We start from the raw sequence: 16,247 nt of genomic DNA, 5'->3' as shown, positions 1-16,247 counted from the left end.
TCAGCGTCCCTGCCACTGGGGTTCGCGCTTCTGCGCGAAGGCGAGCGCACCCTCGGCGGCATCCTTGGAGAACAGCGCGGGCAGCGCGATTTCGCCCTGCTTGGCGAAACCCTCCGCGACGGACCAATCCGGCGATTCGTCGATGATCCGCTTACTCGCCGCCACCGAAAGCGGTGCGGCCGCGACGATTTCAGCCGCCAGGGCCAACGCACCGTCCAGTGCCGCACCGGGTTCGGTGACCCGGTTGACCAGTCCGAGCTGGTAGAGCCGTTCGGCATCGATGCGACCACCGGTGAGCGCCAGCTCCGCGGCCATGGGACGCGGCAGCCGCTGGGTCAGCCGCAGTACGCCGCCGCCCGCGGCGACCAGACCGCGCTTGACCTCCGGAATACCGAACTGGGCATTTTTCGCGGCGACAATGAGATCACCGGAGAGCGCGAGTTCGAAACCACCGGCCAGCGCGAAACCTTCTACGGCCGAAATCATCGGCTTGACAGGCGGTTTCGCGGCCATGCCCAGCGGACCACGCTTGGGGGTTATCGGCATCTCCCCCTTCGATGCCGCGACGAGATCCATTCCGGCACTGAAGGTTCCGCCCGCACCGGTGAGCACGAGCACGCGCGCGGCATCGTCGGCCTCGAATTCGTCGACCGCCGCCTCGATGGCCTGTGCGGTAGCCAAATTGATGGCGTTGCGGGCTTCCGGACGGTTGACGGTCAACAGCGTTATCGCGTCGCGCTTTTCGACCAGCACGAGATCGGGCCCACCCGCCTCCCGGCCACCACCCCTCATGGAGTCGCTGTGCGATGCATTCATTTGACGGTCCTCTCGGTGAGCAAGGTGAGCCTATCGGCGGCGGTCACATCGGCCTCCGTGCCGATCGGGTCGCCGTCGGTGAACGCCGCGACGGTTTCCGAATCGGACGCTCGAATCAGTATGCGGGCACCGGTCGGAGTCAACGCGCTGATCACCACGGCCTCGGGTTCGTCGGCGTGTTCGGGCGCGGGGCCCTTGCGATAGGCGACGGTGTAAGCCTCGACGGTGGCCGGTCCGGTGTAGCCGGGCGCCGTATCGCGCCGTGCCACAGGCACTTCCGGTTCGTCGGCATGGAAGAGTCGCGCGGGCGGTCGAGCGGAGTAGACGCCGATGGCATGCTTGGTGATGTACCAGCCGAGTGCGCTCGCCAGGCCGTAGGCCGATGGGTCATCCCGCAGCCGACCGGCCAGCGTCGCGATCGAATGGGTCGCGTAGTTGTTGCCAGGGCCGCCCGCGAAGGTGAGTCCGCCGGTGACCGACAGCGGCCGCGCCGGATCCTCGATCGGCAGCCCCAGCGCCTCGGCCGCGACCTGCACGGCGACCGGGAAGCACGAGTACAGGTCGATATGCGCGACATCGTCGATGCCGATACCCGCACCCGACAGTGCGGCCCGCCCGGCCGCAGCGATGGCCGGTGAACTGGACATCTCCGCACGTTCGGAGACGAACCACTCGTCGGTGGCGTTCGCCCCACCGTGCGGAAACACCCAGCGGTCCCTCGGCACGCCCGCGGCATCGGCCGCCGCCGCACTGCACAGGATCAGTCCCGCTCCCTGATCCACGGACAGATTCGCGACGAGCAACTTCGGATACGGCGACGACACCATGCGATTCGCGCGCGACGGCGTCACCAGATCCTCGATCGACTGTTCGGCGGGCTGCCACGCATACGGATTCTGGGCCGCCACCGCCGAGAGCCGCGACCACAGTCCGCCGATGCGCTCGCGATGCGCGGCCTCGCTCAGGCCGAGCCGTCCGCGCAGCGCGGTCTCCATCAGCGCATAGAAATAGATCGGCCCCCACAGTCCCGCCGCGGTCTCCATCTCGGTATTGGGTCCGCGTTCGGTGCCGATGATCTCGGTCGGCCGAACATCCTCGCCCTGCTCGGGCCAGTCGAGCGCGGCGCCGATGCGGGTGGCCCCATTCCAGGATGCGACCGATTCGGCCCCGGTGATCAGCGCGACCTCGCACCCTCCGTCGACGATGGCCTGCGCGACGGTATTGACCAGGCGCTGCGGCGCGTCACCGCCGAATCGCGCGGATTGCAGCGTGCGCTTCGGCACGGCGCCCAGTTCCGCCGCGACCAACGCGCCGAGATCCGGATACGGCCTGCTGACCGGGGCCGCGGCCGCGATCAGATCGGCCGAGCGCAATAGCCGATCCCCGGTGCCGCTATCGGCGCCCGCGCAGCGTAGCGATTCGGCGGCGAGTTCGACCGGTCCGGACGGACCGGGCTCGCCGCTGCGGTGCACGACCTGTCCGACGCCGACGAGTACCGGCGTGCGCGGATCCAATCCGGGTGGCAGCATGGTTCCTCCACTCTTTACCGTCAATGTTGACGGTAACTTGCGTTCGATTAGAACAAACGCGCATGCGCCCAAGCAATGGCCCGGTAACTGACTCGCGGGTAAGATCCAGGAATGACCTCGAATATCGCGCTGCGGTTCGTCGACGACCGCGCCTACGTCACGCTGGACCGGCCGGATAAGCACAACGGCCTGACCATCGAGATGCTGCGCGATCTCATCACGACCGCGCATACCGTCGCAGATCACAAGGAAGTCCGCGCGGTCATCCTGTCCGGCAACGGTCCGAGTTTCAGCAGCGGCCTCGATATCGCGGGGACGAGCCGCGATCCGCTGGCCGTCATTCGCGGCTTCATCCCGCTGCCTTGGCGCGGCACCAATACCTTCCAGGAAGCCTGCTGGGCTTGGCGTCGGCTATCGGTGCCGGTGATCGCCGCGATACACGGCCACTGCTACGGCGGCGGGCTGCAGATCGCGCTGGCCGCCGACGTCCGCTTAGCCAGCCCCGACGCCGAATTCTCGGTAATGGAAGCCAAGTACGGTCTGGTCCCGGATATGACCGGCGCGGCGACGCTGTCCCGGCTGATCGGCGTCGACAAGGCGCTGCTGCTGACCATGACCGCCGATATCGTCGACGCCGCATACGCCGAGCGGATCGGCCTGGTCACCGAGGTGACCGCGGACCCGGTCGCGGCGGCGGAAAAGCTCGCCGATCGCATCGCCATTCGCTCCCCGCACGCCGTCGCGGGAGCCAAACAACTCTTCGATCGCTCCTGGCACGCCTCGGCTCGCCGTACCTTCGCCGTCGAGCGGGCCACCCAGCTGCCATTGATCCTGCGGCAGGCCATATCTCGTAGTCGCTGATCACAAATCAGGTAGCGCTGCGCTTACAACTTTCCAGACCAATCGCACAAGCCACCAATTTCCCCGGTTTCGCTGTTAGCATTTTGAACGATTTGCCAGCCAGCCGAAATGTGGCACGACACACGAGGTGGGGGGCGTGCGTATCGTGCCACTTCGGCCAGAACCGGAGGGCTTTGAGACTTGCACAAGACCGCGTCCGCCTTGCTCTCGGCACTGGCAGGAGCTTCGTCCCTGCTCCTCGTAGCGACTACCCCAGCCACGGCAAACCCCAATGCGATCAACCCGATCCCGGTGCTGAACGGCACCAATGGACTCCCCAACCTGCTCGGCCGAACCAAGGCGATATTCCAGGTGACCGGCATGGCCAGCCCGAATAACACCCAGGCCTATAACGTGCTCGGCACCGATCTGGGCATCATGTGGGACAACGGCGACGGCGAAATGCTGACCGCATTCGGCGATACCGCCGGACTCGGCCTGCCGAATCTGCTCGCGGGCAGCACCTGGGCGTGGCGCAGCAATATTCTGGTGCGCAGCCACACCCACGATCCGTCCAGCGGCATCTACTTCGACAGCGTCGTGCGCGATATCTTCGGCCAGGCGCGCGATCTGATTCCGAGCCCGAAGATTCCATTCATCGAGATCAGCCGGATCCCCACCGCGGGCATTTCGGCCGGCGGCGTTCAGTACATGAGCCTGATGTCGGTGCAGAGCTGGGACGATGTCGGCCGGTGGACCACGAATTTCTCCGGACTCGCTGTTTCCGGCGATAACGGCGAGAGCTGGGCCGAGCTACCCGAGACCAGACGCCCGAATGAGGGCGGTAACGCCAACTTCCAGATGAACGCGTTCGTCAAGAACGGCGGGTACGTCTATGAATACGGCACCCAGGCCGGGCGCAACCGGGCGGCGTATGTCGGGCGGGTCCGCGAAGGCGGTATCACGAACCTGGGCGAGTACGAGTACTGGGACGGCGAGCACTGGAGCAAGAAGGGCGATGTCGATGCCGCGGCGCCGATCATGTGGGGCGTCGGTGAGATATCGGTGATGTACAACGAGTACCTCGGCCAGTTCATCTCACTCACCACCGATCCGTTCAACTCGGTGGTCATGCGACGGGCCTCCTCGCCCACGGGTCCGTGGAGCGATCCCGAGGTGCTGATCGACACTCGTGAACTGCCGGCCGCATACGCTCCATCGATCTTCCCGTACCAAACCGGACGCGACCTGTACTTCGTCACCACGGTTCACACCCAGTACAACGTCGTCCTGATGCGCACCTCCCTCTAGTCCCTCCGCAACGGCACATGGCCGCGGGCCGTGTGCCGTTGCTCGCGTTCCCCGACTTGACCTCAATGGCACTTCAGGTATGAAGCTGGGTCGCGTTGAGTAGTCGAGCTTCGGGAGAGATCATGGGCACCACCATCGCATCCAGCGAATCAGATACCGGCACTTCGGATTTGCGTGAATGGCTGCGTGCGCAGGCGCGGCCGATTTCCGATACGGATTCGAATAGCACCGGATCGGATATTGCGGCATTAACCGAGCGGCTGGGATCGGCGACCGTGGTCGGACTCGGTGAGTCGACCCGGTTCTCTCGACAGACTTTCGGACTGCGGGAGCGGGTATTCCGGGTACTTGTCGAGGAATACGGTTTCCGCGCGCTCGCCGTGCAGGACAGTGCGCGTTCCGGTGAGCGACTCGATGCCTATGCAGGGAACGGCGCTGGTGATCCCGAATCGGTGCTCGCGGGTGCATGGCGGCCGACCCGTACCGGCGAAATGGCGGCGGCACTGGTGTGGATTCGCGAATTCAACAGGGAGCACCCGAACGATCCCGTGCGGATTTTCGGCGTCGAACCGCCGCGTGCGGAACCGTCGGATTACGACGTGGTGCTGGATTATATTCGGCAGCAGGCACCGGATCGGTTGGCTGCCATAGAATCCCACCTCGCTCCGATACGCACCGCGCACCAAGTAGATGAACATGTGCAGCGCCATCAGGGAATTCACCCCGGCCGCCCGTTCATCGACGACGCCCGCGATGCTTTGGCATTATTCGAAAAGCTCCCGGTGACAACAGGATTCGAAAACGCACTGACGCATCTGCGGCTCATCGTCGAATTCCACGAGAAGAGCGTTGCCGGGCAGGGTGGTTTCGCGCGCGACGAGCGACCCGCCGCGAACCGAGTAATCGAATGGCAGCGCGAGAGCGGCGCGAAGATCGTGTATTGGGACGGCATCGCCCACACCGCGGCCCTCCCCCTCGGTGACGGTCCCGCGGAGACCGCCGAATTCCGCGGTACCGGTAGCTATTTGCGCGAACATTTCGGTGCTCGGTACATCTCGGTGGCCATCGGGTTCCATCACGGAAATCTCGGTATGGCGGTGGCACCGGAACCGCTACCTGACCTGGTCGATGCGGCGCTGGGTGAGGTAGACCTGCCCGCCTTCTACGTCGACTTACACAGCGACGCACCGGAATCGGTGCAGCAGTGGCTGCGCGGACCAGCGAAGCTGCGCACGATCAGCGGCATCTACGATCCGGCCAAGGATGCCACCGCCCACACGAGCGTCCGATCCCTCCTGGATGCTTTCGACCTGCTCGTCCACATCCGCGAGACCTCGCCGGTGCACTGGTTGCCGCAAGCAACTTCTTAGACCTCGCGACCGCCCGCGATAATCCCCGTCGCAGGCAGACGGGATTCGCGATCGGGTAGGCGGCGCGCGGCGGGTACGCGGCGCGCGGCGGTCGTAGGGTGCACAGCCATCGCGGAGCCGCACAGCGGTCGCAAGGTGCGCGGCAGTCACGAGGTACGCGGCGGTTCCGAGATGCGCGAAGTACACGGCGGTCGCGAAGTACACGGCGGTCGCAAGGCGTACAGCGGTCGCAAGGTGCGCGGCGAGTTCCGAGATACGCGGCAGTCGCAAGGCGCACAGCGGTCGCAAGGTGCGCGGCGAGTTCCGAGATACGCGGCGGTCGCAAGGTGCGGGGGGAAATACACTCGCGCATATGGACGCGACCGAATGGGACACGCGGTATGCGCAGAGTGAACTGGTTTGGGGTGCACCGCCGAACAGTACTGTGGTGGAGCATGTCTACGGACTGGAGCGGATCGCCCCGCTGGTGCCGGACACTCCCGACAGCGATCCGCCCAGCCTGCCGCGTGCCCTCGATCTCGCCTGCGGTGAAGGGCGCAACGCGCTGTGGTTGGCGACGCACGGCTGGCAGGTGCACGCCGTCGACTATTCACAGGTGGGCGTCGATAAGGGCCGCACCATCGCGACCAGGCTGTCCCGCTCGGTCCGCAGCCGGATCAGTTGGCAGTGCGCCGATGTCACCGATCTGGATGCCGCGGGCATCACCGGCCCGTACGAGCTCGTGCTGATGGTCTTCCTGCATCTGCCCGCCGAACAACGCCGCCTGCTGGTCCGCCGCCTCGCCGATCTGCTCGCCCCCGAGGGCACCCTGCTGATCCTCGGCCACGACACCACCAATCTCACCGACGGCTTCGGCGGCCCGAAAGACCCGTCGGTCCTGTTCACCCCCGATGACATAATCGCCGAACTCGGCACCGACCCCGAACGCATCCGAGTCCGCCTCGCCGACCGCGTCTACCGCCCCACCGAGGAACGCGACGCTATCGACGCCCTGGTCATCGCCACCAAACCCCCGGCAGACCCGCCCGCCATCGAACCCGCATCGCCCAGCTAGCCGAGCCTGCCGCCCGCGCCGCGCACGTCTCTGCGCGCCGCGCACGTTTCGGCCGAACATTTCATGCGCGGCGCACAAATGCAGGCGCGGTATCCGAGACGTCCCGCACACGTTTGGCCGCATACGAGCACGCCGCGGCACCCCGATGGCCTAGGGCCGCGCGGTGCCGCTGGTCGTCGAACGCAATCTGCAGGTCTTCGAAGCGTTCCCGGGCAAGGCGATCGAACCATCGCAAGTGGCCTGCTGCGGCCCCGCACGCGAGCAGATCGGAGCAGTCAGCGGCCCGTCGCGCCCGGCCGTACACACGCGGCCGCCACGCCCAGACCGTGCGCTACTGGGACCAGCGCTGCAACCAGGGAGCGACCGTGTCGGCAATTACATCGAATCCCGACCGGAACGAATGCGGCTGACCAGGGATTACCCGCACCTCGGCGGCATCAGCGGGGTCGGGGATCCCGAATGGGTCGTTCGCGCCGTTGATCACGACGACTTCGATATCGCCCGTAGCCAGTAGTTCCTCGCGACGCGTCTTCTCGGGCTTACCCGGCGGATGCAGCGGGAAGGACAGCGCGAGCACGCCGCGCGCGTCGGCGGCAATGGCGGTGCGGCAGGCCACCCGAGCCCCATTGCTGCGCCCGCCTTGGATCAGCGGGACCTTCTTCACTCGCTTGCGCAGGTCGGTCGCGATCTCGAGCCACGCCTCGTCCTGCTTCACCGCGGAACCGGGGGCGCGTCGTCCGGCGACTCGGTACGGCTGCACCACCCGCGCCACCGCGCCGCCCAGTTCGTAGGCGCAGTCGCGCACGGCGAGCAGGTCTTTCGCGTCGACGCCGCCGCCGGATCCGTGCGTGAGCAGCAGTAGGAACGCCGCTTTGCGCGGCTTGTCGAGCTCGATCTCCGCGGGCCCGGCGCTCGTCTCGATTCGCACATTTCCACGGTAGTCCCCAGCTATCCGGAGACGCCCAGCCACCCGCTGCGCGTCGGCCGCCAGGAATGCGCCGGCAAACCCGGCTCGATCGTCTACTACGCGAGCCGTAGACGAACGGCAACGCCTTCGAGTGTTTTTCACATCACATTTGCCCGCTCGAGCCTTTGCGACCCCATTACCGACCGGTAATATGGCACATAAGTTACCCGCGAGTAGCATGCGGAGAAACCGGCACGGCTACCCGGTGGACGGACAACGGGCGGGAACGGCAACCAACCGACCGCACCAACTCAACGGAGAGTGAGTAACAGACATGGGCCACTACAAGAGCAACGTACGCGACCTGGAGTTCAACCTCTTCGAGGTACTCGGCCTCAGCGCCGTCCTCGACAGCGACGCCTACGGCGATCTCGACACCGAGACCGTCAAGGAGATGCTCAACGAGGTGCGTCGCCTGGCCGAGGGTCCGCTGGCCGATTCGTTCGTCGACGGTGACCGCAACCCGCCGACCTTCGATCCCGAGACCCACACGGTCACTCTCCCCGAATCGTTCAAGAAGTCCTACCGCGCGCTGGAAGACGCCGGCTGGGCCAAGGTCGCCGTCCGCGAGGAGCTGGGTGGCCTGGGCGCACCGAGCGCCGTCTCCTGGGCGCTCGGTGAAATGATCCTCGGCGCCAACCCGCCGGCTCAGATGTACGCCGCCGGTGCGGGTTTCGCGCAGGTGTTCTACAACAACGGCACCGATGAGCAGAAGAAGTGGGCGCAGATCATCGCCGATCGCAACTGGGGCGCCACCATGGTGCTGACCGAGCCGGATGCCGGTTCGGATGTCGGCGCCGGCCGCACCAAGGCGATCAAGCAGGAGGACGGCTCCTGGCACATCGAGGGCGTCAAGCGCTTCATCACCTCGGGTGACTCCGACGACCTGTTCGAGAACATCATGCACCTGGTGCTGGCCCGCCCTGAGGGCGCTGGTCCGGGCACCAAGGGCCTGTCGCTGTTCTACGTGCCGAAGTGGCACTTCGACTTCGAGACCCAGACCCTGGGCGACCGCAACGGTGCCTTCGTCACCAATGTCGAGCACAAGATGGGCATCAAGGTCTCGGCCACCTGTGAGGTCACCTTCGGCGGCCACGGCGTGCCCGCCAAGGGCTGGTTGGTCGGCGAGGTGCACAACGGCATCGCGCAGATGTTCGATGTCATCGAGAACGCGCGCATGATGGTCGGCACCAAGGCCATCGCGACCCTGTCGACCGGTTACCTGAACGCACTGGACTACGCCAAGCAGCGCGTCCAGGGTGCGGACCTGACCCAGATGACCGACAAGGCCGCCCCGCGCGTCACCATCACCCACCACCCGGACGTGCGCCGCAGCCTGGCCCTGCAGAAGGCCTACGCCGAGGGTCTGCGCGCCATCTACCTCTACACCGCCGCGCATCAGGATGCGGATATCGCCGAACTGGTCTCCGGTGCCGATAAAGAATTGGCCTTCCGCGTCAACGATCTGCTGCTGCCGATCGTCAAGGGTGTCGGTTCCGAGCGGGCCTACCAGTACCTGACCGAATCGCTGCAGACCTTCGGTGGCTCCGGCTTCCTGCAGGACTACCCGATCGAGCAGTACATCCGCGACGCGAAGATCGACTCGCTCTACGAGGGCACCACCGCGATCCAGGCGCAGGACTTCTTCTTCCGCAAGATCGCCCGTGACCGCGGCGTCGCGCTGGCCCACGTGGCCGGCCAGGTGCAGAAGTTCATCGAGTCCGAGGCGGGCAACGGCCGGCTGAAGGCCGAGCGCAAGCTGCTCGCCACCGCGCTCGAGGATGTGCAGGCCATGGCCGCGACCCTGACCGGGCACCTGATGGGCGCCCAGGAGCAGCCGTCCGAGCTGTACAAGGTCGGTCTGGGTTCGGTGCGCTTCCTGCTCTCCGTCGGTGACCTGCTCATCGGCTGGCAGCTGCTGCGTCAGGCCGACATCGCCATCAAGGCGCTCGACAATGGCGCGACCGGTGCCGATGAGGCGTTCTACAAGGGCAAGGTCGGCGTTGCGCAGTTCTTCGCACGCAATGTGCTGCCGGAGCTGACCGCGACCCGCGCCATCCTGTCCAACCTCGACAACGACATCATGGAGCTGGACGAAGCGGCGTTCTGATCGGAGAAATGTAGCGCGCTTACCCCCCGGATTCATCCGTGGGGTAAGCGCATCGATCCCGCATGTTCTTGCCCCGCAATGGGTTTCTCTACTAGCCTCCGATTCGCTCATCGGTATTCGGCGATAGCCAAGTCGAGGTCGGTGTTCTCGCCGCCGGGCAGGTGGTGACAGCCTGTGGAGACCTCGCCGTTGGGTGGTCTGCGAAGCAGGAACCAGCGGGAACCCGCGAGGAAGTACCGTACCAACTGGTTCTAGCGCCGGTTGGAATCCCCCGGCTTCAGCCGTAGGGAGGAAGTCAACCAATAGGTTTCGCACACAGCCGCCCCGGAGTCTCCGGGGCCGCTGTTGTTATTTGGTGCGGTGCACCATCTCTCGGGCGGGCTCAGCGAGATGGATCGTCGGTTGTTCCGGATCCTCCGCCAGCACAACGGTATTGCCGCCCAGCCGTTTCGCCTGATACATCGCGTTGTCAGCACACCGCAGCAGCAATCGCGGCCGTCCCGCGTCCGTACCGCCGTCGCACACCGCGACACCGACACTGGCTGTGACGGTGACGGATATGCCGGGCGTCTCCGCCACGGCAAGGCGCAATCGCTCGCCCAGACTCAGCGCGGCCGCGCGATCCAACTGATCGACCACCGCGAACTCCTCCCCGCCGGTGCGGGCGACCACGGCATCGGGATCGGCCGCGGCGCGCAGCCGCGCGGCCGTCGAGACCAGCACCTCGTCACCGATGGTGTGGCCGAAGGTGTCGTTGACCGCCTTGAAGTGGTCGAGGTCGATGGTGATCACACACAGTTGGCGCTGGTATCGCGAACGGTGCACGTAGTAGTCGAGTCCGCGGCGATTCAGCAGCGTGGTCAGCGGATCCGAGAGCACATCGATGCGCAGCACCCAATAGCAGAACTGCAACGCGGGCAGCACCACGACGATGGCCGCGACCATGATCAAGACCATCGCGCCGGCCAGCGCGAGATCATTGCTCCGCGCATCGGTCACCAGCAATACGGCCAACGCACCCACCGTGAGCAGCGACCATCCGGCGTGCGCGGCGAGCGCCTTCGGGCTGTGGAAGAACGTGATGTAGGCGCCGGTAACCACGAGCAGCATCGCGCTCAATGCGCCGTACACCCGATCGCTGTCCACCAGGCACGATGCCGTGATCGCGACATCCGCCCAGGTCAACAGGGCCAGTGAAGTGATGGCGCGGGGCCACGGGAACAGCCACCAGCGAACCGTCCACACCACCGCTGTCACACCGGCCGCTGCGAAGATGGTGCGGTTCACCGTGCCATTCGGACCGGCGGGCGACATCCAGATCAGGATGTTGATCACGAGCATGATCGCACCGCCCGCGCCGATGATCGCCTTGATCAGGTGCAGCCCGGAATGAGATTCGAGTGTTCGCACGAACCAGCGATAGTGCGCCGGATCGCGCCACCAACTGCGAAGTATCGCGCGACTGTCACCCATGGAGCCACCGCCTAGCGTTCACGAAATCCTGCTGGATGTACCGAACAGCTTTGCCATTTCGAGCGACCATTAAGCAGCGGTGACAGGCCAGCCCCTGTCGGAACCCCCGTCTCCTGGTGATCTTCAGTGTAGCGATGATCACATGTCCGTCTCCAGCAAGCACGAGCCGGACATAGATCACGAAACGGGGCACAATGACCGGGCAGACCGCGCGCAAGAAGGGATCGTCCGGATGAACCGATCGCTGTCCGCACTCACCAGAGCCGGTGTACTCGCCGCCGTACTCTCGGTCGCGCTGGCCGGACCGGCCGCCGCCGATTCGAATTTCTTGATCCCCATTCCCGGCATCAACCCCATTCCCGGCATCAACGGACAGCCACGCGGCCTGCCACGCTTACCCGGACTGACCCAGGCGGTCTTCCAGATGACCGGTATGGACAGCCCCAATCGCACCCAGAATGTCAATGTGCTCGGCACCGACCTCGGCGTCATGTGGGACGACGGCAACGGCCGGATGATCACCGCCTTCGGTGACAGCGCGGGCCTCGGCTTCCCAAACCTGCTCGTAGGCAGCGTCTTCGCCTGGAGCAGCCAGGTACTTTTCCACAGCTCGACCAAGGATCCGTCGCAGGGGATTTCCTTCGACGGCGCCGTGACCAATCCGCTGCCGAGCCCGAAGATTCCGGGTATCGAGATCAGTCTCATTCCAACAGCGGGCATTTCGGTCGGCGGGGTGCAGTACATGAGCCTGATGTCGGTGCGCGAATGGGGTCAGCACGGCAAGTGGACGACCAACTTCTCCACCCTCGCCGCCTCCGGTGACGGCGGGCAGACCTGGGCCCCGCTGACCACGACCCGGCGCGCGAATGTGGACGGCCATCAGAACTTTCAGCAGAACGCCTTCCTGAAGGACGCCGGTTACGTCTACCGCTACGGCACCCCGGCGGGTCGGCTGCATCCCGGATTCGTCTCGCGGGCAATGGAATCCGATATCGCTGATCTCGATCGCTACGAGTACTGGGACGGCAAGGAGTGGAAGCCCGAGGCCAAGGACGCCACACCGATCGTCGGAGATGTCAGCGAACTGTCGGTCATGTGGAACGAGCATCTCGGCAAATTCATCATGCTCACCACGGACTCCCGGAATGCGGTGGTGTTGCGCACCGCGTCGGCGCCGGAGGGACCATGGAGCGAGCCGGAGGTGCTCGTCGACGGCCCCGCGCTGCCGAGCGCCTACGCGCCGATGATCTTCCCATATCAGACCGGCAGTGACCTGTACTTCTTGCTGTCGGTATGGAACCAGTACAACGTGCTGCTGATGCGAACCCCGCTGTAGGAGTTGACTACTCGCATTTCACGACAGGTACCGGGTCGTACTTCACCGTCCGTGTGCTGCGCGAAATTTCGCGACTGGTTTTGCGGTCGGTGATGACTCGCGTATCGGAGATAGTGAAGCCCGGCGCACCTTCGGTGGCGATGCAGTCCTTGCCCTTGGGGAGTTTGACCGTGCTGGGCTCGGTGGGCTTGGTCTTCTCACCGGTGATGGATTCGACATTGACGGTCTTGGTGCCCCAGATGCGGACCGTGACCTCGGAGTCGGTGGTCGATGTTTCGATGTAGACACCGGATTGGCTGTTATTGCGGAATTTGAGGTCGATCGCGCCGTCGAAGACGGTGGCCTCGCGCGCCGCCGGATAGCGGGAAATGTAGTAGCTGTGCTCGGTGTGACCGGCATCTTCCATGCCCGCGAAATAGGCGGCGTTGTAGAGCGTGGTCGCGAATTGGCTGATGCCGCCGCCGACTGCGGTACTCGGGCGACCGTGGTCGATGATGCCGGATTCGACGTAGCCCTCGGCGGTGCCGCGCGGTCCGGTGAAATCGTTGAGCGAGAAGGTTTCTCCCGGCTTGACGATGGCGCCGTTCACCTTCTTGGCGACCACGCGGATATTCACACCGGACGGCCCGCTGAAGCCGCTCGTGGTGAATTGGCCCATAACCTCGGTGACGCCGAGTGCGTTGGCAGCCTCCGTGGTGAGCTTGGGATCCACCGTCTCGTAGACGGCCTGTGCGGTGCGCTCCTGCGGGGCGACGACGAGATTCGGCAACTGCTCGAACGTCTTCGCCCAATTGATCTTGTCGCCGATCACGGCCGGAACCACCGTCGCGGTCGACCCGGTCACGGCGAAGGTCGCATCCTTGGCCTCGACCTCGGATGGCGCGAGTTGCGGACCGAGCACCCCGAGCGCGACATCCTGCTTGAAGGTCGCGGCGAGACCACCCTGGCCATCGGGGGCGAAGGACAGTATGGACGCGATCTGCTCCGGCTCCAGCCGTCCCGCCGCATTGTTCTTGCCCGCGAAGACAATCGGCGCGCTCACCGCCGGTTCGGCAATGGTGTGCAGCGCCTGCTCGACCGCTTCCACGCGCACGGCAATGGGCGCGGCAGTCTCCGGAAGATCCAGCAGCGCCCCGAGATACCAGTTTTCGATGAGCGCGGTGCGCGCGGCCGGAACATCGAGGATGCGGCCGGGTACCGGCGGCACGGCGACCGGGCGGGCGCCGTCGAAGGCGATGGTGCCCTCGACGGTCGCGCGGTCGTGCACGCGCAGGGCGGTGAGCTGAGCATCGAGTGCTTTGTCGTCGACGGTGCTCGCGACCGGCACCGTGTGCGTGCCGAACAGCGAAGTCAGTCTGGTGAACGGGTTGAGCGGCTGGCCGCCGACGCGGGCCCAGGTGGCATCCCAATCCACCCCCAGGCCAGCGGTTTTGGGGGTGAGCCTGGTCTGCACGTCGCCGATTTGCAGCGGCAGTTCCTGGTCGGCGCGCGGATCCACCGCGGTGCGCAACTGAGCCTCCGCGGCCGCGGTGTCCTTGCCGCCGATATCGATACCGGCCACGACGACGCCGCGCGGTACATGACCCGACGAAAGTACAAGATCCGCAACGTAAGCCAGACCGCAAACCGCTATCAGTGCGCCGACGCCGATGCCGATGCGTTTGGCGATGGGCGATCTCAGCCCGCTCGGTCTGGACGGCTGTTCGGGTGCGCGACCCCGCTGCGCGCCGGTGGGCGCGGTTGCTTTGGATCGCCGAGTTGTCCGCAGCGGCTCGGTCGGCATGGAATCCCCAGCCCACCCCGGTGCCTGATGTCCCGACGGAGTCGGTTGCTGAGCGGCCGACTGAGGCTGTACCGCTGACTCGGCCGCCGCCTCGTACGCCCTCGGTTGCTGCTGCGCCGACCGTGGCCTGGGCGGCTGCGGGGTCTCATCCGCGCCCGACGCCTGCTGCGAAACCGTGCGCGGCGGCGGTGGCTGCTGCGGTGTCGCGGATCGAGCCGAGTCGAGGAGCTGTCGTAGTCCGACCTGGCCGCCTTCGTTTCGACCGTGCCGCCCGGTATTCGATTCGCTCGTCACGAACCGTCCTCCCCGCTCGATTGTAAGGAGCTCGCACGGTGCGAGCCCCGCCAACGATAGTGGTCTCCACCGACATCGTCAGCACAGCGCGGTCCATCAGCAAATCCCGTGCAACGGACCACGCCACACATGGAAGGGCCCCGCGAAGTTGCCGGGTCGGGGGTCTGGCAACTTCGCGGAGCCAACACGTTTATCTGGTCCGGCGCACCGCGCGTTACACATCCGCGAGACAATCGAGCTGAAACTTCCTACCACCAGGGCTCCACAGGCGACGAGGGAGATGGATGGAATGCAGCTGGGAATGATCGGCCTGGGTCGGATGGGCGGCAATATCGTGCGCCGCATAGTCAAGGACGGGCATACCGCCATCGGCTACGAACGCAGACCCAAGACCATAGACACGCTCGTCGCCGAACTGGGCAGTGATGGTTTCCAGGGGTCCACCGATCTGAAGGACTTCGTATCCCGCCTGGAGACCCCGCGGGTGGTCTGGGTGATGATCCCGGCCGCGGTGACGGGTCAGGTGATCGACCAGGTCGCCGAGCTGCTCGAGCCCGGCGACATCATCATCGACGGCGGCAACAGCCGCTATCACGACGACATCGCGCGCGCCGCGACGCTGCAGCCCAAGGGCATCCACTATGTGGACATCGGCACCTCGGGCGGCGTTTTCGGACTGGACCGGGGCTTCTGTCTGATGATCGGCGGCGAGGCCGAGCCGGTGGCGCATTTGGATCCGCTGCTGAAGTCCATCGCTCCGGGGGTCGAGGCGGCCGAACGGACGCCGGGCCGCACGGGCGAGCCGTCACCTGCCGAACAGGGCTATCTGCACTGCGGACCGGCCGGAGCCGGCCATTTCGTGAAGATGGTGCACAACGGCATCGAATACGGCGCCATGGCCGCCTACGCCGAGGGCCTGAACATCCTGCACAAGGCCGATATCGGCGCGACCCACGATGCCGTGGCCTCCGCCGAGGAGACCCCGCTCGAACATCCCGAGTGGTACCGATACGACATCGACGTGCCCGAGGTGACCGAGGTGTGGCGGCGCGGTTCGGTGGTTGCCTCGTGGTTGCTGGACCTCACCGCGAGCGAGCTCTACGCCGATCCGACCCTGGAATCCTTCGACGGGCGGGTATCGGACTCCGGTGAGGGTCGCTGGACTCTCGACGCCGCGATCGATACCGGCGTCCCCGCCCCGGTGCTCGCGGCGGCGCTGTTCGCGCGATTCTCCTCGCGTGGCGAGGCGCTCTACGCGGACAAGATGCTCTCGGCCATGCGCAAGGCCTTCGGCGGTCACATCGAGCTGCCCCCGAAATAGGTATCGGGCGCGCGACAGCGCCGGCCTTCGCGCGCGGGCAGCA

At 65.7% G+C, this 16,247-nt stretch carries 12 protein-coding genes; 7 read left to right on the top strand and 5 right to left on the bottom strand.

The genetic code is table 11. From position 1 onward, the window contains the following. The gene (locus OIE68_RS34065; protein ID WP_419150603.1) at positions 1 to 816 is read right to left on the bottom strand and encodes a crotonase/enoyl-CoA hydratase family protein; all 816 of its coding nucleotides are present in this window, start codon (positions 814 to 816) and stop codon (positions 1 to 3) included. Then, complete coding sequence (locus tag OIE68_RS34060; RefSeq protein WP_327095071.1) at positions 813 to 2,345, bottom strand: acetyl-CoA acetyltransferase; 1,533 nt, start codon at positions 2,343 to 2,345, stop codon at positions 813 to 815. Before OIE68_RS34060 ends, OIE68_RS34065 begins: the two co-directional genes overlap by 4 nt. Positions 2,346 to 2,456: 111 nt before the next feature. On the opposite strand from OIE68_RS34060, the gene OIE68_RS34055 reads away from it, so the two are divergent. From OIE68_RS34055 to OIE68_RS34040, 4 genes are all read left to right on the top strand, one after another. Continuing rightward, positions 2,457 to 3,206 (top strand): crotonase/enoyl-CoA hydratase family protein, encoded by a 750-nt coding sequence (locus OIE68_RS34055; protein ID WP_327095070.1) that lies wholly within the window; start codon positions 2,457 to 2,459, stop codon positions 3,204 to 3,206. A gap of 180 nt (positions 3,207 to 3,386) precedes the next feature. Further along, positions 3,387 to 4,496: a DUF4185 domain-containing protein gene (locus OIE68_RS34050; protein ID WP_327095069.1), complete on the top strand. Its 1,110-nt coding sequence runs from the start codon at positions 3,387 to 3,389 to the stop codon at positions 4,494 to 4,496. 122 nt (positions 4,497 to 4,618) lie between these two features. Further along, positions 4,619 to 5,866 (top strand): erythromycin esterase family protein, encoded by a 1,248-nt coding sequence (locus OIE68_RS34045; protein ID WP_327095068.1) that lies wholly within the window; start codon positions 4,619 to 4,621, stop codon positions 5,864 to 5,866. A gap of 352 nt (positions 5,867 to 6,218) precedes the next feature. Then, positions 6,219 to 6,920 (top strand): class I SAM-dependent methyltransferase, encoded by a 702-nt coding sequence (locus OIE68_RS34040; RefSeq protein WP_327095067.1) that lies wholly within the window; start codon positions 6,219 to 6,221, stop codon positions 6,918 to 6,920. Positions 6,921 to 7,251: 331 nt separating this feature from the next. Here OIE68_RS34040 and OIE68_RS34035 read toward each other — a convergent pair whose 3' ends face one another. Then, entirely contained in the window at positions 7,252 to 7,848 is a 597-nt protein-coding gene (locus tag OIE68_RS34035) for an alpha/beta family hydrolase (protein ID WP_327095066.1), read from the bottom strand. A 313-nt stretch (positions 7,849 to 8,161) separates the two neighbouring features. Here OIE68_RS34035 and OIE68_RS34030 point away from each other — a divergent pair, with 313 nt between their 5' ends. Further along, positions 8,162 to 9,997: an acyl-CoA dehydrogenase gene (locus OIE68_RS34030; RefSeq protein WP_327095065.1), complete on the top strand. Its 1,836-nt coding sequence runs from the start codon at positions 8,162 to 8,164 to the stop codon at positions 9,995 to 9,997. 348 nt (positions 9,998 to 10,345) lie between these two features. Here the strand turns inward: OIE68_RS34030 and OIE68_RS34025 are convergent, their stop codons facing one another. Then, entirely contained in the window at positions 10,346 to 11,470 is a 1,125-nt protein-coding gene (locus OIE68_RS34025; RefSeq protein ID WP_327095064.1) for a GGDEF domain-containing protein, read from the bottom strand. A 232-nt stretch (positions 11,471 to 11,702) separates the two neighbouring features. Here OIE68_RS34025 and OIE68_RS34020 point away from each other — a divergent pair, with 232 nt between their 5' ends. Next, positions 11,703 to 12,806 (top strand): DUF4185 domain-containing protein, encoded by a 1,104-nt coding sequence (locus OIE68_RS34020; RefSeq protein ID WP_327095063.1) that lies wholly within the window; start codon positions 11,703 to 11,705, stop codon positions 12,804 to 12,806. Between the two features lie 7 nt (positions 12,807 to 12,813). On the opposite strand, the gene OIE68_RS34015 is transcribed toward OIE68_RS34020, so the two are convergent. Next, positions 12,814 to 14,589, bottom strand: a complete 1,776-nt coding sequence (locus tag OIE68_RS34015; RefSeq protein ID WP_327095062.1) for a VanW family protein — start codon at positions 14,587 to 14,589, stop codon at positions 12,814 to 12,816. Positions 14,590 to 15,172: 583 nt separating this feature from the next. Between OIE68_RS34015 and gnd the strand changes: the two genes are divergently transcribed. Beyond that, positions 15,173 to 16,204, top strand: coding sequence for a phosphogluconate dehydrogenase (NAD(+)-dependent, decarboxylating) (gene gnd, locus OIE68_RS34010; protein WP_327095061.1), 1,032 nt, complete (start codon positions 15,173 to 15,175; stop codon positions 16,202 to 16,204). The last annotated feature ends 43 nt before the right edge of the window (positions 16,205 to 16,247 follow it).

It is taken from the genome of Nocardia vinacea, from assembly GCF_035920345.1.
Taxonomy (GTDB): Bacteria; Actinomycetota; Actinomycetes; order Mycobacteriales; family Mycobacteriaceae; genus Nocardia; species Nocardia vinacea_A.
The sequence above is the reverse complement of the archived record's forward strand: the minus strand, read 5'-3'. Positions and strand labels throughout refer to the sequence as shown.

Excerpts from the sequence above, each read along its gene's own strand:
- OIE68_RS34065 (WP_419150603.1), bottom strand. The coding sequence starts at position 816 with ATGAATGCATCGCACAGCGACTCCATGAGGGGTGGTGGCCGGGAGGCG.
- OIE68_RS34060 (WP_327095071.1), bottom strand. The coding sequence starts at position 2,345 with ATGCTGCCACCCGGATTGGATCCGCGCACGCCGGTACTCGTCGGCGTC.
- OIE68_RS34055 (WP_327095070.1), top strand. The coding sequence starts at position 2,457 with ATGACCTCGAATATCGCGCTGCGGTTCGTCGACGACCGCGCCTACGTC.
- OIE68_RS34045 (WP_327095068.1), top strand. The coding sequence starts at position 4,619 with ATGGGCACCACCATCGCATCCAGCGAATCAGATACCGGCACTTCGGAT.
- OIE68_RS34040 (WP_327095067.1), top strand. The coding sequence starts at position 6,219 with ATGGACGCGACCGAATGGGACACGCGGTATGCGCAGAGTGAACTGGTT.
- OIE68_RS34030 (WP_327095065.1), top strand. The coding sequence starts at position 8,162 with ATGGGCCACTACAAGAGCAACGTACGCGACCTGGAGTTCAACCTCTTC.
- OIE68_RS34025 (WP_327095064.1), bottom strand. The coding sequence starts at position 11,470 with ATGGGTGACAGTCGCGCGATACTTCGCAGTTGGTGGCGCGATCCGGCG.
- OIE68_RS34020 (WP_327095063.1), top strand. The coding sequence starts at position 11,703 with ATGAACCGATCGCTGTCCGCACTCACCAGAGCCGGTGTACTCGCCGCC.
- OIE68_RS34015 (WP_327095062.1), bottom strand. The coding sequence starts at position 14,589 with ATGCCGACCGAGCCGCTGCGGACAACTCGGCGATCCAAAGCAACCGCG.
- gnd (WP_327095061.1), top strand. The coding sequence starts at position 15,173 with ATGCAGCTGGGAATGATCGGCCTGGGTCGGATGGGCGGCAATATCGTG.